At 64.0% G+C, this 16,628-nt stretch carries 8 protein-coding genes and 1 pseudogene; 4 read left to right on the top strand and 5 right to left on the bottom strand.

All coding sequences use genetic code 11. The features are described from left to right. Window positions 1-31: 31 nt before the first annotated feature. From typA to ABIC16_RS05865, 3 genes are all read right to left on the bottom strand, one after another. A complete protein-coding gene (typA, locus tag ABIC16_RS05875) occupies window positions 32-1,876 on the bottom strand; it encodes a translational GTPase TypA (protein ID WP_354290395.1) in 1,845 nt (614 codons plus the stop codon). A gap of 145 nt (window positions 1,877-2,021) precedes the next feature. Beyond that, window positions 2,022-2,726, bottom strand: coding sequence for a 2OG-Fe(II) oxygenase (locus ABIC16_RS05870; RefSeq protein ID WP_354290394.1), 705 nt, complete (start codon window positions 2,724-2,726; stop codon window positions 2,022-2,024). 239 nt (window positions 2,727-2,965) lie between these two features. Then, complete coding sequence (locus ABIC16_RS05865) at window positions 2,966-5,353, bottom strand: TonB-dependent receptor (protein WP_354290393.1); 2,388 nt, start codon at window positions 5,351-5,353, stop codon at window positions 2,966-2,968. A 174-nt stretch (window positions 5,354-5,527) separates the two neighbouring features. Here ABIC16_RS05865 and ABIC16_RS05860 point away from each other — a divergent pair, with 174 nt between their 5' ends. Next, window positions 5,528-6,739, top strand: coding sequence for a toxic anion resistance protein (locus tag ABIC16_RS05860; protein WP_277971395.1), 1,212 nt, complete (start codon window positions 5,528-5,530; stop codon window positions 6,737-6,739). 4 nt (window positions 6,740-6,743) lie between these two features. Beyond that, a complete protein-coding gene (locus tag ABIC16_RS05855; protein ID WP_277971396.1) occupies window positions 6,744-7,430 on the top strand; it encodes a hypothetical protein in 687 nt (228 codons plus the stop codon). Window positions 7,431-7,515: 85 nt separating this feature from the next. On the opposite strand, the gene ABIC16_RS05850 is transcribed toward ABIC16_RS05855, so the two are convergent. After that, window positions 7,516-8,091: a PEPxxWA-CTERM sorting domain-containing protein gene (locus tag ABIC16_RS05850; protein WP_277971397.1), complete on the bottom strand. Its 576-nt coding sequence runs from the start codon at window positions 8,089-8,091 to the stop codon at window positions 7,516-7,518. 930 nt (window positions 8,092-9,021) lie between these two features. Between ABIC16_RS05850 and ABIC16_RS05845 the strand changes: the two genes are divergently transcribed. Then, the gene (locus tag ABIC16_RS05845) at window positions 9,022-10,665 is read left to right on the top strand and encodes a bacterial transcriptional activator domain-containing protein (RefSeq protein WP_354290392.1); all 1,644 of its coding nucleotides are present in this window, start codon (window positions 9,022-9,024) and stop codon (window positions 10,663-10,665) included. Window positions 10,666-10,792: 127 nt separating this feature from the next. Here ABIC16_RS05845 and ABIC16_RS05840 read toward each other — a convergent pair whose 3' ends face one another. Beyond that, window positions 10,793-11,968 (bottom strand): hypothetical protein, encoded by a 1,176-nt coding sequence (locus ABIC16_RS05840; protein ID WP_354290391.1) that lies wholly within the window; start codon window positions 11,966-11,968, stop codon window positions 10,793-10,795. A gap of 355 nt (window positions 11,969-12,323) precedes the next feature. Between ABIC16_RS05840 and rpoB the strand changes: the two are divergent. After that, a pseudogene (gene rpoB / locus ABIC16_RS05835) lies at window positions 12,324-16,509 on the top strand (DNA-directed RNA polymerase subunit beta). Window positions 16,510-16,628: the final 119 nt, after the last annotated feature.

The following is a 16,628-nucleotide window of genomic DNA, read 5'->3' as shown; positions in this document are numbered from 1 at the left end:
GCAGCTACGCTGCTGCGGCGCGCGACCCGCCTTAGCTGCTCAGCTTCGCCCGCGACGCCCGCTTCCGCTCGTTCGCATCCAAAAACCGCTTGCGCAGCCGGATCGACTTCGGCGTCACCTCGACCATCTCGTCGTCGTCGATATACGCGATCGCCTGCTCCAGCGTCGCGCGCTTCGGCGGGGTCAGGCGGACCTGGTCGTCCTTGCCGCCCGAAGCGCGGAAGTTGGTCAGCGCCTTGGTCTTCATCGGGTTGACCTCGAGGTCGTCCGGCTTGGCGTTCTCGCCGACGATCATGCCCTCGTACAGCGCCTCGCCGTGGCCGACGAACAGGATGCCGCGCTCCTCGAGCGGACCCAGGGCGTAGTTATTGGCTTCGCCCGAGCCGTTCGAGATGAGCACGCCGTTCTTGCGGCCCTCGATGTTGCCCTTGAACGGGCCATAGCGCTCGAACAGGCGGTTCATAATGCCGGTGCCGCGCGTGTCCGACAGGAACTCGCCGTGATAGCCGATCATCCCGCGCGACGGGGCGGAGAAGGTGATGCGCGTCTTGCCGCCGGTCGAGGGCCGCATGTCGGTCATCTCGGCCTTGCGCAGGTTCATCTTCTCGACGACCGTGCCCGAATATTCCTCGTCGACGTCGATGATGACGGTCTCGTACGGCTCGGTCTTCTTGCCTTCCTCGTCCTCGCCGAATAGCACGCGCGGGCGGCTGATGCCGAGCTCGAAGCCCTCGCGGCGCATCGTCTCGATCAGCACGCCGAGCTGGAGCTCGCCGCGCCCGGCGACTTCGAAGCTGTCCTTGTCGGAGGCTTCGGTCACCTTGACCGCGACGTTGCTCTCGGCTTCGCGGAACAGGCGCTCGCGGATCATGCGGCTGGTCACCTTGGTGCCCTCGCGGCCCGCCATCGGCGAATCGTTGACCGCGAAGCGCATCGACAGCGTGGGCGGATCGATCGGCTGCGCGTGGAGCGGCTCGGTCACGGTGATGTCGGCGATCGTGTCGGCGACGGTCGCGACCGAGAGGCCCGCGAGGCTGATGATGTCACCGGCCTTGGCTTCGTCGACCGGCACGCGGTCGAGCCCGCGGAACGACAGGATCTTGGAGGCGCGACCGGTCTCGATGATCTTGCCGTCGTTATCGAGCGCGTGGATCGCCTGGTTGAGCTTGACCACGCCCGAGTTGACGCGACCGGTGAGAATACGTCCCAAAAAGGGGTCACGATCGAGCAAAGTGACGAGAAACGTGAACGGAACGCCGGCGACTTCGACCTTGGGGGCGGGAACATGCTGGACGATCGTCTCGAACATCGGGATCAGCGTGCCTTCGCGCGCGTCCATGTCGGTCGAGGCATAGCCGTTGCGGCCCGAGGCGTAGAGCACGGGGAAATCGAGTTGCTCGTCGTTCGCGTCGAGGCTGACGAACAGGTCGAACACTTCGTCGAGCACTTCCTGGATGCGCGCGTCGTTACGATCGACCTTGTTGACGACGACGATCGGTTTCAGGCCGAGTGCCAGTGCCTTACCGGTGACGAACTTGGTCTGCGGCATCGCGCCTTCCGACGAATCGACCAGCAGGACGACGCCGTCGACCATGCTGAGGATGCGCTCCACTTCGCCGCCGAAATCGGCGTGGCCGGGCGTGTCGACGATGTTGATGCGGATGCTCTCGGATTCCCCCGGGGGCGTCCAGTCGACCGAGGTCGGCTTGGCGAGAATGGTGATACCCCGCTCTTTTTCCAAGTCGTTGGAATCCATAGCACGTTCTTCGATCCGCTGGTTGTCGCGGAAGGTGCCGGATTGGCGGAAGAGCTGGTCGACCAAGGTCGTTTTGCCATGATCGACGTGTGCGATGATGGCCACATTGCGGAGGCTCATGGGTGTCTCGTTGCTAAATCGGGAAAAAGGATCGCGTGCCCCTAGCGGAAACCTTGCGTTGCAACAAGGGCGGGGGCGAAACGAGCGCGGGCCGAGTGGCGCGTGCGCCACCCGGCCCGATGCCCCTGTAGGGTGAGGTTGTGATTCAGATCCGCTTGATCCGGCGGCGAACCACCGGCGGGACCCAGTCGTCGAGGAAATGCTTGCTCCGGATCCGCCAGTCGACTTGATCGGTCGATCTTGGGCGCACCTGGAACGCGGTGGTGCGCTTGGGGACGCGATCGAGCCCGCCTTCCACCGCCTTGTAATAATAAAGCGCCATCGACCGGCGCGACAGTTCCGGCGGGCACATCACCGGGTCGGGCTGGCCGTGGTAGCTGTCGAGCGTGGTCGTGAACACGACCGCCCGCCCGAGCACCGGCAACACGCTGACCTCGCGCGTCTTCATGCTCTTGTCCCACAGTTCGAGATTGCCGCCGTAGCTCTCCTCCCAGTTTTCGTTGAGATAGATCAGCAGATTGAGTTGGCGCACGACATTGAGCCGGACATGCTGGTTGAAGTCGGCGTGAACCCCCAGATGGCCGCCACGCTTGGTCTCGTGCAGCCCGCCGCCGACGAACGACGGATCGACGATCAGCCCGCTTATCCCAGTCATCTCCTCCAGAAAGCCGACAAAGGCGTCGCTATTGAACGCGCTGAACAGGCTATGCGTAATCGGCCCACCCCATTCGCTGGGCGGATACTGGTATTTCAACCGCTCTTGCGAACGGTCGAAATACGTCTTGCCCTCCGATTTGGGGAACTCGGACAAGACCTTGCGCAACAAGTCCGGGCTCAGGAAGTCGTCCATGACGATACTTGGAAACGGGCTAGCCGATACATATTGGTCATGCAGCGACTTTCCGATCGCGCGGCACTTCTCTTCGTTGAAAAATACCACATCCGAATCGATCGTAGGATCAAGTACCGCCATAAAACGCCCCCGCTTATTGTGGAGGAGGTTTACCCTATTAGAATGATACCAGCAATATATCGTTACGGTAACATGCGGTCTATTCGGAGGATCAGGCAAGGTACTGAGCCCGTTAGTTAGAAACGCCCGCTGAGTTCCACCCCGTAGACCTGCGGTTCGCCACGAATGTAGGTCGGTATCCCGAACCCACCCCCGGTGTTCCCCGCATCGATCAGATACTTGCGGTTGAGCAGATTGCGCGCGAACCCGCCGATCGCATATTTGCCGCCCTCCAGTTCGACGCCTGCGCGCAGGTTGACCAGCGCATACGCACCCTGGCTGATCGCCGCACTGTTGGGCAGCTCGAAGAACTGGCTGCTCTGATAGGTCGCGGACGGCGTGGCGTAGAGCGTCATCGTCTGCACCGGCACGCGGATCGTCGCGCCGCCCGACGCGGTATATTGCGGCTGCAGGCGGAAGCGCGCGCCCGAATAGACGCCGTAGCTGGCGTTCTTGGCGATCTTGCCGTCGACATAGGCGAAGTTGCCGAACAACTGGACGAAGCGGCCGAGCTTGAGGTTGCCCTCCGCTTCCACGCCCGGGCTGCGCGCCTTGCCCGCGCTTTGCGTCGTGGTGGCGCCGTTGTTGGTCACCGAGACCTGGAAGCCGTTATAGTCCTGGTAGAACGCACCGAGCGACCCGGTGAACGGCCCGACCGTGCCCTTGATCCCGGCTTCGTAGTTCCACACCACTTCGTCGGGGACGATCTGCAGGTTGGGCACGACCTGCCCGCCCACGCTCGCCGCCGCGAGCTGGACGACCGGCGAGCGGCGGCCCTTGCTGATCGTCGCGTACAGGTTGATCGCATCGGTCATGCGGTACAGCACGTTGGCGCGCGGCAGGATCGCCGCGAAGCTCTTCTCCGCTCGGAAGATCGTGCCGTTGGTGTTGGCGGTCCCGAGCAGGCTGGTGCGCACGCCGAGCCCCGCCAGCAGCACCGAGTTCGGCTGGACCGAGCTGTAGCCCGACTTGCGCCGCTCGATCAGCACGCGCGCGCCCGCGGTGATTTCGAGCTTCGGCACCGGAATCCACGTTCCGTCGGCGAAGACCGAATAGGTGTCGTTGGTCCCGTAATTGGTGAAGACCGACTGATACGGCAGCTGCGTCAGCGCACCCCGCGAGAGGACCGACGTCGCACGTGCCGCGGTGACCGTGCCGTTCGGCGCGACGCACCCGGACACACCGTTCGCCGCCAGCGCCCCGCGCACCGCGGCGAACGCGGGCGAAACCGAACAGCCGATGTACGTCCCCTCCTCGGTGGAGAAGGGCACCCGCTGCAGGTTGTTCTCGAAGAACGCGTTCCAGCCGAACGACGCGTGATAGGTGTCGCCGGTGAAGTTGAACCGCCCCTCATGGCTCCACTGGTCGCCCCGCGCGTCCTCGGCAAATTCGAGATACCAGGCGGGGCCACCGTCCGCGTCGAACACTTCGTTGCTGTTGAACTTGCGATAGCCGTTGACCGTGGTGAAGGTGACGCCGGGCGAAAGCTCGTAGGTCGCGGTCAGATTGGCATCATAGACGTCACGCTTCAGCCCGAGCTTGCGCGCGCCGAGCACGGTTTCGCTGAACGGCGAGCCCGACAGCTCGGCATAGGCATAGTCGCCGCCATTGCCGCCGGTTGGCGCCAGCGCGCGCGAGCGGAAGGCGGTGCCGGGGTTGCGCTGGCCGTCGTAGCTCAGCACGAGATTGGCGGTCAGCCGGTCGCTCGGCGCCCAGCGCAGCGACCCACGAATGCCGCGCTGGTCCTGGCCGTTGAGATCGTCCTGGTCGACCTTGCCCTGGTTCTGGTTCGGAACCTTGGGGTCGCCTGCGATATTGCGGACGAAACCGTCGTGATATTTGTACGCGAACGCCAGCCGCCCGGCGAGCGTATCGTTGCCGACGTTGACGAAGCCCGACACCTGCCCGCGATTGTAATTGCCATAAGTCCCGATCAGCTGCCCCGACGTGCCCGCCCGCGCCGGCGCGGAGATCATGTTGACCGCACCGACCGCCGAGGCCGTACCGAACAGCGTCGCCTGCGGTCCCTTGACCACTTCGATCCGCTCCAGATCGTACAGATCCTGATACGCGCCGCGCGTCCGCGAGATGTCGACGCCGTTATAGTAAAGCGAAACGCGCGCGCCCTGCTGCGACGATCCGCTGTCCGAGGTAATCCCGCGGATGACGAAGCCCGGATTGTTGGCGCTCTGCTCCTGAATCCGCAGACCCGGAATGTAGAGCGCGACCTCGGCGAGCGAATTGACCCCCAGTTCCGCCATCCGCGCGCCGGTCACCGCGCTGACGGTGATCGGAACGTCCTGGATGCGCTGCTCGCGCTTCTGCGCGGTGACGACGATGTCGCCGCCCTCGCCGGCCTGGACATCCGGCGCCCCAGCAGGCACCACCAGAGTCTGGGCGATCGCCGCCGACGAACAACAACCGAGCAACGCCGCGGATGCCGCGAACGTGATGACCTTACGCATGTTATGTTTCCCCTTATGCCGCGCTGCGGTATGCCGGAGGTGTTGCGGTATGGCGACGAAACCATTGCACTAGCGTTACAGTCCCCGTGTTTTGCGTGTAGTGTTGTGTTAATACACTTGAAGCGTCGGGGGATCGGCGGCATTTATGGGCGACGCGTAAGTGGGAGATTGACGATGGCGACGACTGCACCGACCGATACGGATGCCGCGGCGTCCGGGCTGGTCCTGACCCCGCCCGATCCCGTTCCCGTCCTCGCGCCCGAAAAAGCGATCGGCCTCGTCCCCGTGGAGGACGGCGTCCGCAGCAAGTTGCAGGACAAGGTCGCGGGCTTCGTCGACGATCTCGTCGCGCAGGACGTCAATTCGCCCGAGTTCGGCAAGCGCGTCGATGCGATCGCGGCGATGGGCCAGAAGGAGATCCGCGCGGCGGCCGAGCAATCCAACCGCTTCCTCGATCGCCCGGTCAAGGCGATGGACGGCGACACCGGCGTCGGCGCGGACCTGACCGAGCTTCGCCGCACGATCGAGAAGCTCGACCCCTCGACCAACAGCAAGCTGATCTCCAGCCGCGGGATCATGTCCAAGTTGTTCGGCGGCAGCATCAACACCTATTTCGACAAATACCGCTCCTCGCAGTCGCACATCTCGGCGATCCTCAAGACGCTCGCGCGCGGCAAGGACGAGCTGCTGATGGACAATGCCGCGATCGATACCGAGCGCAGCAACCTGTGGACCGCAATGGGGCGGCTCGAACAGATGATCGTGCTGTCGAAGGAAATGGACGCGCGGCTCGAGGAAAAGGCGAACGACCTCGACCATAGCGACCCCGCCAAGGCCAAGGCGATCCGCGAGAGCGCGCTGTTCTACGTGCGCCAGCGCACGCAGGACCTGCTGACGCAGATGGCGGTGACGGTGCAGGGCTATCTCGCGCTCGATCTGGTCAAGAAGAACAACGTCGAGCTGATCAAGGGTGTCGACCGTGCCTCGACCACCACCGTGTCCGCGCTGCGCACCGCGGTGACGGTCGCGCAGGCGCTCGCCAACCAGCGGCTCGTGCTCGACCAGATCACCGCGCTTAACACGACCACCGCGAACATCATCGATGCGACCGGCAAGCTGCTCAAGTCGCAGACCGCGACGATCCACGAACAGGCCGCCGCTTCGACCATCCCGGTCGAGACGCTCCAGCGCGCGTTCCAGAACATCTATGACACAATGGACGCGATCGACAGCTTCAAGCTCAAGGCGCTGGATTCGATGAAAACGACGGTCGGCACGCTGTCGAACGAAGTCGAGAAGTCGAAGGGTTATATCGCGCGCGCTGAGGGGGCCGCACAGAACCGGCTGTCCGGCCCCGGCGATACCTTCAAGCTGGAAGCGGAGTGATCCGATGACCGACGTCGACCGCCAGGTTGCGCGTGCCGGAGAGATGCTCGATCGAACACGCGCCGCGCGCGCGCTGCAGCGGGGGCGCCGGCGCGCCGCGACGAGCCTGGCGAAACGCGTCGGGTATGCCGCCGCCGCCGACCTCGCGATCCTCGTCGCCGCCATCGCGGTCGGCTGGTTCGTTCCGCTCGGGATGGGCGGCGCGCTCCTCGTCTTCGTGGTGATGGCGATCGTCACCGCGACCCTGCTCTTCGCAAGCCTGACCCCGACCGTCCGCGCCGAACAGTTGCACGCCGTCCCGCTCAAGGCGCTCCCGCTGATGACCGAACAATGGCTCGATACCCAGCGTGCGCTGCTCCCGGCGCCGGCGCAGACGCTGGTCGACGGCATCGGCGTCCGACTGGAGGCGCTCGCACCGCAGTTGCAGACGCTCGACGAGCAGCAGCCCGCCGCAACCGAGGTGCGCAAGTTGGTCGGCGAACAGCTTCCCGAACTGCTGCGCGATTATGCCAAGGTTCCAGCCGCGCTGCGCACGGTCGAGCGCAACGGCCGCACCCCCGACGCGCAGCTTGCCGATGGCCTGCGCGTGATCGACGAGGAAATCGGACAGATGTCCGCGCAACTCGCGCAAGGCGATCTCGACTTGCTCGAGACACGCGGCCGCTTCCTGGAAATCAAGTATCGCGACTGAGCGCTACGGCCCGACCGACGCCGGACAAAAAAATACCGCCGTCTCGCAAGCGAGACGGCGGTATCTCTACCCGAAGGTTTTACGCTCAGGCGTAGGTGACCTTGGTCGACGAACGCTTGTACGAGCGCAGGCCGAAACCGATCATGCCGAAGCCGATCAGCATCATGCCCCACGTTGCCGGCTCAGGAACAGCCGACGAAACCGTGAAGTTGTACGCGCCGCCATTGTCACGATAGACATCGTCAGCAACGCCGAACGACAGGACGCTGGCGTTCGCCTGCGTCAGACCGGTGTTCAGGACGAACGAGTAGGTGTTGTTCGCGTTGAACGTCGGGAAGGCACCGACGATCGAGTTCGCTGCGGCCTGGGCGCGCGTTGCACCGGTCGAAGCGAACGTGCCGGCGGTGTAGGCGAGCTGGTACAGGCCGGAGTTGCGCGCCTGCGAAACCGTCTGGAAGAACGCGTCGTTGACGGTCTGGCCATTCGAGAAGCCGGTGCCGCTGACGGTCACGCGAACCTGACCGAAGAACGTTCCGGTGGTGGTTGCGCCCAGCGGGTTGTTGAACTGCGCGGTGAGGTTTTCCGTGATGTTCTCAGCGGCAAACGCCGGAGCGGCCGTTGCCAGCAGCGCCACGGCTGCTGCGCTCAAAATCTTCTTCATACTCGCTACCCTCTTACTAATTGCTGGTCCAGTTGGACACGGCTGAAAGGTTAACAAGTTTCGTGCCAACCGCAGAAACCCGCCGTTTCGCACGCTGCAGTGCAGCAGAATGTCAGGATTCATCGTCCTGTGCGACAGGCGGAGACGCGGTCAGGTGGCAGACAAGTGTTAACCATGGTCAGATGCACGCACCGCCCTCAACCGGCGTGAATGCGTTGTAAGAGTGAGCGACACCCTAGATTAAACGTAGCATTTTCCGCGTACAGTTCCGGCTTTCTGTGAAGCTTGGCAGTGTCTTGCTCGGAAGTTTGGCTAATTTGAAATGCGCTTATTTGATCTTTTCCGCCGAAAACAAACTTTCTCTCCCTGCCCGTCGCAAATGGATGGAAGAGTAGCATTTCCAGAGCGCACGATCGCGAACGGTAAAGACCCCAGCGGGACGCGGCGCGTTCAGACCGGCGCACTCGAATGCAATACATGGCACACCGTCGATTTGAGCCTGCCAAACTCGTAACGGAACGTCGTCAGTTTCGGACTCGCGTCCTATCGACACCAAGACGATCCGGATTTCGGGGTATCCCTTTCCGTCCCCATCGCTGACCGCCAACGTCTGCCGACGTTTGCGACCTAATGACGTCGCGCCGTCTTCGGACTACCTCCATGAGAAGACGGCGATCTTGTAGATGCCACCATTCGGACCGCGCAGACTTCGCTTCCAAGAACCTTGATTTTGGACCCGACCAGGCGCTTCATCACGATCCGGATACGCGGGAGGGCGATGTGAGGCTTCGAACGAAGACGCGGTGGATGCTTTTCCTCGCGGGTGCTTCCGTGGGCTTGCCCGCGCCCGCGCAGCTGACGGCACCGGTGAGAAACGGCGATATGCCGATCACGGTCACGGGCGTCAGGACGCGCGATTCCGAGAAGGAGATGAGCAACTGGCGCGTAGCGGAAACGCCCCACGTCGTCGTTTTCAGCCAAAGCAGTGAGCCGGGATTGCGACGGACCGCGCACGATCTCGAAACGCTGCACTTTCTGCTCTCCGCCCTGTTCGGTCGGGCGGACGCGCCGGACGAGACGATCAAGATCGCAGTGACGATGATCGGCAATGCCGGAGCGTTCGAGCAGCTTCGATTGACGGACCTGCGCTGGCAATATGGGCCGTTTCCGCAGGCCTTTTCCAAGACGATCTATTATGACCCCCGCGAAGAGGGGTCCGTTCTCGCGACGACCGAGGACGGCGTGAATCTGGTGCTACAACCGTCGCTCGGGCGTCCGACGAACCGCAATTGCGTTGGTGGCGACGCTGATCCTCCGGTGGCGCAATTCTTCCTGAACCCCACGATCAGTCCGACCGGGGAAGAGGGGTACGACGTCTTCAACCTGCTCAAGCAGCTTCCCGTGAACGAAATCGCGGTTTGCCAGTCGGCGCAATCCCGTCTCTACGCCGGCTTCGCACAGAACTACCTGATGACCTACTTTCCGGCAGCCTATCCGCGCTGGTTTCTGCAGGGCTTCGGAGAGCTGTTCGCGACGATGGTGGCTGGCGAAACCTCCGTCGAATACGGACAGCTTCCGTCTGGTTTCCGTCAGGTCATGGAGCATTACGGCGACTATCCGGTCACGGACGTCCTGAATGGCCACTACCTCTCGGGCAAAGGCCGCGCCTGGACTCCCTATCAGGCGTGGCGGCTGGTCCACCTCTTGTATTTCTCGGACGCTTGGAAACCGCGGCTGCGGGCCTATCTCAGTGCCGTGACACAAGGTGCAGATCCACAAAGCGCGGCAAGCGCCTTGGGCAATCCGGCCGAGCTCCAGCGCGCCGTGAACGCCTATCGGGGACGCGCGGTTCAAGCGGAACGCATGACCTTTCCCGCCGAACGCGCGCCTGCGCCGATCGTCCGTCGCCTGACTCGGGCGGAGGCTGGCTTGATCCGGGGTCGGCTCGAGCTTGGGGCACGGATCGGCCTGCCGGCCGAAGGCAGCAGCGCGCGCGCAACCGCCATTGCTCGCCGCTCGGCCTGGCTCGGGCGGCTCCGCGAGAATGCGCGGCAGTTCCCCGGTTTCATCGAACACCCGTTGCTTCTGGCGGAGGCGGAATGTCGCGCCGGGAATGCGGACGAATGCCTGGGGGCCGCCGAACGCGTGGTCGCCACATCGCCGACGGATACGCGGGCGCTGGTGTGGAAAGGCACGGCGCTTGCGCAACTGGCGGCGCGCACCCCCGCCGCCGACCGGAGGCAGTCGCTGGAGGATGCGCGACGCGTCCTCGTCAAGGCCAACCATCTCGACCCGGAGGGCATCCTCCCGCTCATCGCCTATTACGACAGTTTCGGCGTCGCCGGGAAAGCCGCCCCGGACCGTGCGGTGGAAGGATTGTCGAAGGTCGTTCACGCCGTCCCTGCCGCCGCCAGCCCGAGGGTAAAGCTGGGGGCGGAACTGGTCGCGCGTGATCTCGGAGAGGAAGCGCGCACGACGCTCCTGCCCGTGGCGCAGGGTCCGTTCGACACCCCGGAACGACCTGCCGCCGCCGCTTTGCTACCCAAACCAGCGACAAAACAGCGCGAACCGTAGTCATACTGCGCGAAAACCGGTTCCGGATGGGCGCAAACCGGTCATGATCGGCGGTTAATGGCGTCACCCCGGACAGCGCCCGGAACGTCCTCGTTCACCCTTATCCTTCCCGACAAACGGCGCTCGGTCAGCGGGTTACGCCGTCGGTGTACGCGATGATCGCAATGTTCTGCACCATCCGCGCGGCGCTATCGATCCGGAACGGCTGCAACCGCCCCCCCGTCCCCGGATCGACCCCGATCACGAACGGTCGCGCAGTCTGCCCCGCGCCGCCCTCCAGCCAGCCATAGCGCACATTGACCGAGAGCAGCGGTACGACCATCCGCCGCCCACCGATCTCCACCGTCTCGATCGTTTCCTTGGGGTGCATCGCCATCCCACTGAGATCGACCGCAGTTCCCGGCGGAAGATCGAACGGCGCGGCGATCGATTTCTCGATCGGCAGCGCGAAAAGCGCGTCCAGCAGCGCGTCGTGCTGCGCCCCCATCCCCAGCAGCCGCAGATCGAGCCGGATCCCGCTCGCCAGCGCGTCGCCGACGTTGCGCACTACGATGCGATAATCGACTGCCACGCTAAGCAGATTGGTCCCGGCCCGCGTCGCGACGCAATCGATCTCGAGCCGCGCGCGCGACTCAAGCGCGGCTGTGGCAACCGGTGCCGGCTCCGCCCGCATCACCAACGGAGCATCGGCAACATCATTGGCAACATCCGCAAAAGTGGGGGCATTCGCATCGACCTTCCGCCGGCGCAACGCCAGAAAGCCAGCAATCGCGACCCCCAGCCCGCCCAAGACCAGCCACACCCAAGACGTCCCCGCTTCACCCCGCTGCGCGGTTTGAGACGGAGCAACCGGCGTCGTCCTCGCTCCGTCAGGCGTCGGCGACACCACAGCGACCGGCGCGGCCGTCGGCGTCGGGACCGGCTCGAGCGCGGCGGGCGTCGGCGCGGCGACCGGGGTGGGCGTCGCGACCGGCGCCGGCCGCACGCGCACCGTCACGCCGGGTTCGCTCGATGGTCGAGCGACCGGGGTGACGCGCACGGTCGGGACGACGCGGGGCGGTGGCACAGGCGCAGCGACCACCGGCGCGGCAGGCGCTGGTGTCGGTGTCACCGTCGGACGCGGCGCCGAGGCGCCGGTCGTCGGCTCCGCGTCGGGCGCGACCCTTGGCGTGGGGCGCGACGATGGCAGGCTGAACCCGTCAAGATCAGACAGCGGTGTAGCGGGCGTGGACGTTTGCGCCTCCGCCTGGGTTGCCAACAGAAGTGCGAACAGGAATGGAGCGGTGCGGGGGATGTTTTTCACGGCACCGCCCATAGCGACAATAGCGCAACCGCCAAAGCCGCGCTTCCGGTACCCGCGACCAATTCGCCGCGCCGCCTGCTCTGTTCGCCCTATCACAGGCGCGCACCGTGCAAAACTCCGTCAACCCACGATTTGACACGTCCCCGCACCGTCCCTATATGGCGCATTCGACCATAATCTTCGGGAAAGGACGTGCCGTCGCGCAGCATGTCGATCGTATTGGGATTGTGGTTTTACGAGACGCATGAAAGCTGCTGTCGTTCCGCCTTGCGGAGGACATGCGGCTTTTTGCGTTTTCGGCGTGCCCGCCCGGGCGTTTCCGGGCACGAATTTAGAGCTTGAGGGCAAAAACTCCATGGCGACCAAGGCAACCAACGAGGGCACGGCCAAGCCGCGCGCAGCAGAAAGCGGCACCGCCAAGCGCCGTATCCGCAAGGTTTTCGGCAACATCCACGAAGTCGTGCAGATGCCGAACCTGATCGAGGTCCAGCGCGAGAGCTACGAGCAGTTCCTGCGCTCTGACCCCGCGATCGGTTATGTCTCGGGTCTCGAGAAGACGCTGCGCAGCGTTTTCCCGATCCGCGATTTCGCCGGCACCGCCGAACTCGACTTCGTCAATTACGAGCTCGAGCCCCCCAAGTTCGACACCGACGAGTGTCGCCAGCGGTGGTATCACCTATGCGGCACCGATGCGCGTCACGCTGCGCCTGATCGTGTTCGAGGTCGATGCCGATACCGATTCGCGTTCGGTCCTCGATATCAAGGAGCAGGACGTCTACATGGGCGACATGCCCCTGATGACGGGCAACGGCACCTTCATCATCAACGGCACCGAGCGTGTCATCGTCTCGCAGATGCACCGTTCGCCGGGCGTCCTGTTCGACCATGACCGCGGCAAGACCCACGCATCGGGCAAGTATCTGTTTGCCGCGCGCGTCATTCCGTATCGCGGGTCGTGGCTCGACTTCGAGTTCGACGCCAAGGACATCGTCAACGTCCGCATCGATCGCAAGCGCAAGCTGCCGGTGACGGCGCTGCTCTACGCGCTCGGCATGACCGGCGAGGAAATCCTCAACCACTTCTACAACCGCGTGACCTTCGTCCGTGGCCAAGGTGGCTGGATCATCCCGTTCCAGGCTGAAAACTGGCGTGGCCAGAAGCCGATGTACGACATCATCGACGCCAAGACCGGCGAGATCGTGTTCGCCAACGGCCAGAAGATCAGCCCGCGCGCAGCCAACAAGGCAGCTAAGGACGGCCTGACCGACCTGCTGATCCCGACCGAGGAAATCTTCGGCCGTTACAGCGCCTATGACCTGATCAACGACAACACCGGCCAGATCTACATCGAGGCGGGCGACGAAGTGTCGGCCGAGAACCTTGAGCTGCTCGACCAGGCCGGGATCGATCGGATCGAACTGCTCGATATCGATCACGTCGCGACGGGCCCGTGGATCCGCAACACGCTCAAGGTCGACAAGGCCGAGGAACGCGAGCAGGCGCTGTCGGACATCTACCGCGTCATGCGCCCGGGCGAGCCGCCCACGCTCGAGACCGCAGAGTCGCTGTTCAGCGGCCTGTTCTTCGATCCCGACCGCTACGACCTGTCGGCTGTCGGTCGTGTGAAGCTCAACATGCGTCTCGACCTCGATGTCGAGGACACCGTTACCACGCTGCGCACCGAGGACATTCTCGAAGTCGTCAAGACGCTCGTGAACCTCAAGGACGGCAAGGGCGACATCGACGATATCGACAACCTCGGTAACCGTCGTGTGCGTTCGGTCGGCGAGTTGCTCGAGAACCAGTATCGCGTCGGCCTGCTCCGCATGGAGCGCGCTGTGAAGGAGCGTATGTCGTCGGTCGACGTGTCGACCGTGATGCCGAACGACCTGATCAACGCGAAGCCAGCGGTTGCCGCGGTCCGCGAATTCTTCGGCTCGTCGCAGCTGTCGCAGTTCATGGATCAGACCAACCCGCTGTCGGAAGTCACCCACAAGCGTCGCGTGTCGGCCCTTGGACCGGGTGGTCTGACGCGTGAGCGCGCAGGCTTCGAAGTCCGCGACGTTCACCCGACGCATTATGGCCGTATCTGCCCGATCGAGACGCCGGAAGGCCCGAACATCGGTCTGATCAACTCGCTCGCGTCGTTCAGCCGCGTCAACAAGTATGGCTTCATCGAGACGCCGTACCGCAAGGTCGTCGACCACAAGGTGACCGACGACGTGGTGTACTTGTCGGCGATGGAAGAGGCCAAGCACACGATCGCGCAGGCCAACGCCGAGCTCGATTCGACCAACGGCTTCGTCGAAGAACTCGTCTCGTCGCGTCAGGCGGGCGAATTCCTGATGGCGATCCCCAACAACATCACCCTTATGGACGTCAGCCCCAAGCAGCTCGTCTCGGTCGCGGCATCGCTCATTCCGTTCCTGGAAAACGATGACGCCAACCGCGCACTGATGGGCTCGAACATGCAGCGTCAGGCGGTTCCGCTGGTCCAGGCCGAGGCACCGTTCGTCGGCACCGGCATGGAAGAGACCGTGGCACGCGATTCGGGTGCTGCAATCTCGGCCAAGCGGGCTGGCATCGTCGACCAGGTCGACGCGGCGCGTATCGTCATCCGTGCAACCGGCGAGATCGATGCCGGCCAGTCGGGCGTCGACATCTACACGCTGATGAAGTTCCAGCGCTCGAACCAGAACACCTGCATCAACCAGCGTCCGCTGGTGAAGGTGGGCGACGTGATCCATGCTGGCGACGTCATTGCCGACGGTCCGTCGACCGAGTTCGGTGAGCTCGCGCTCGGCCGTAACGCGCTCGTCGCGTTCATGCCGTGGAACGGGTACAACTATGAGGATTCGATCCTCATCTCCGAGCGTATCGTCAAGGACGACGTCTTCACCTCGATCCACATCGAGGAATTCGAAGTCATGGCGCGCGACACAAAGCTCGGGCCGGAAGACATCACGCGCGATATCCCCAACGTCGGCGAGGAAGCGCTCCGCAACCTCGACGAAGCTGGCATCGTGTACATCGGCGCAGAGGTCGAACCGGGCGATATTCTCGCGGGCAAGATCACGCCGAAGGGCGAAAGCCCGATGACGCCGGAAGAAAAGCTGCTCCGCGCGATCTTTGGTGAGAAGGCGTCGGACGTGCGCGACACGTCGCTCCGCCTGCCGCCGGGTGTTGCGGGTACGGTCGTTGAGGTCCGGGTGTTCAACCGCCACGGCATCGACAAGGACGAGCGCGCGATGGCGATCGAGCGCGAAGAGATCGAGCGCCTCAAGAAGGATTCGGACGACGAGCGCAGCATCCTCAACCGCGCGACCTGGTCGCGTCTGCGCGAGATGCTGATCGGCCAGACGGCAACCGCCGTTCCCAAGAACGGGCCGAAGAAGGGCGTGGTCATCGACCAGGACGTCCTCGACAGCGTCGATCGTCACGAATGGTGGAAGTTCGCGGTTGCCGACGACAAGACCCAGAGCGATCTGGAAGCGGTCAAGACGCAGTATGACGATGCCGCCAAGCTGATCCTCGACAAGTTCCACGATCGTCGCGACAAGCTCGAGCGTGGTGATGAGCTGCCGCCAGGCGTGCTCAAGATGGTCAAGGTTTTCGTCGCGGTGAAGCGCAAGCTGCAGCCGGGCGACAAGATGGCCGGCCGTCACGGGAACAAGGGCGTCATCTCGCGGATCCTGCCGGCGGAGGACATGCCGTTCCTCGCCGACGGTACGCCGGTCGATCTCGTGCTCAACCCGCTGGGCGTGCCGTCGCGCATGAACGTCGGTCAGATCTTCGAGACGCATCTCGGCTGGGCTGCCCGTAACCTGGGGCAACAGGTCCACCGTGCGCTCGAGGATTGGCGCGACGCCAACCCCGAACCCAAGGCGGGCGACATGCCCGACGCGGTCAAGGCACGGCTGCTCGAAGTGTACGGCGATCACTACGCCGCAGACATCGAGGCGCGGACCGCCGAGCAGATCATCGAGCTGACGGACAACCTGCGCACCGGCATCCCGATGGGAACGCCTGTGTTCGACGGTGCTCGTGAAGCCGACGTATCGGCGATGCTGGAACTGGCGGGTCTCGATCCGTCGGGTCAGTCGGAATTGTTCGACGGGCGCACCGGCGACAAGTTCGATCGCAAGGTCACCGTGGGCATCATCTACATGCTCAAGCTGCACCATCTGGTCGACGACAAGATCCACGCCCGGTCGATCGGGCCGTACTCGCTCGTCACGCAGCAGCCGCTGGGTGGTAAGGCGCAGTTCGGTGGTCAGCGCTTCGGTGAGATGGAGGTCTGGGCGCTTCAGGCCTACGGCGCTGCGTACACCTTGCAGGAAATGCTCACGGTCAAGTCGGACGACGTCGTCGGGCGCACCAAGGTCTATGAGGCGATCGTCAAGGGTGACGACACCTTCGAGGCCGGGATTCCGGAGAGCTTCAACGTTCTCGTCAAGGAAATGCGTTCGCTCGGCCTCAACATCGAGCTGACCACGACCGAGCATTTCGACAGCGACGGCGTCGCGATCGCGGCAGAGTAACACGAGCCTCCCCTCCCGCTTGCGGGAGGGGAATGAGGGGTGGGCTCCCGGCCCGCGGCGGACCGCACGGTCGCTTCCGGGTGCCCACCCCCTCCCAGCCTGAAGAGGCTGGGCCCCTC

Origin of the sequence: Sphingomonas sp. PvP055, from assembly GCF_040546365.1 — a bacterium.
Classification (GTDB): domain Bacteria; phylum Pseudomonadota; class Alphaproteobacteria; order Sphingomonadales; family Sphingomonadaceae; genus Sphingomonas; species Sphingomonas echinoides_A.
The sequence above is the reverse complement of the archived record's forward strand: the minus strand, read 5'-3'. Positions and strand labels throughout refer to the sequence as shown.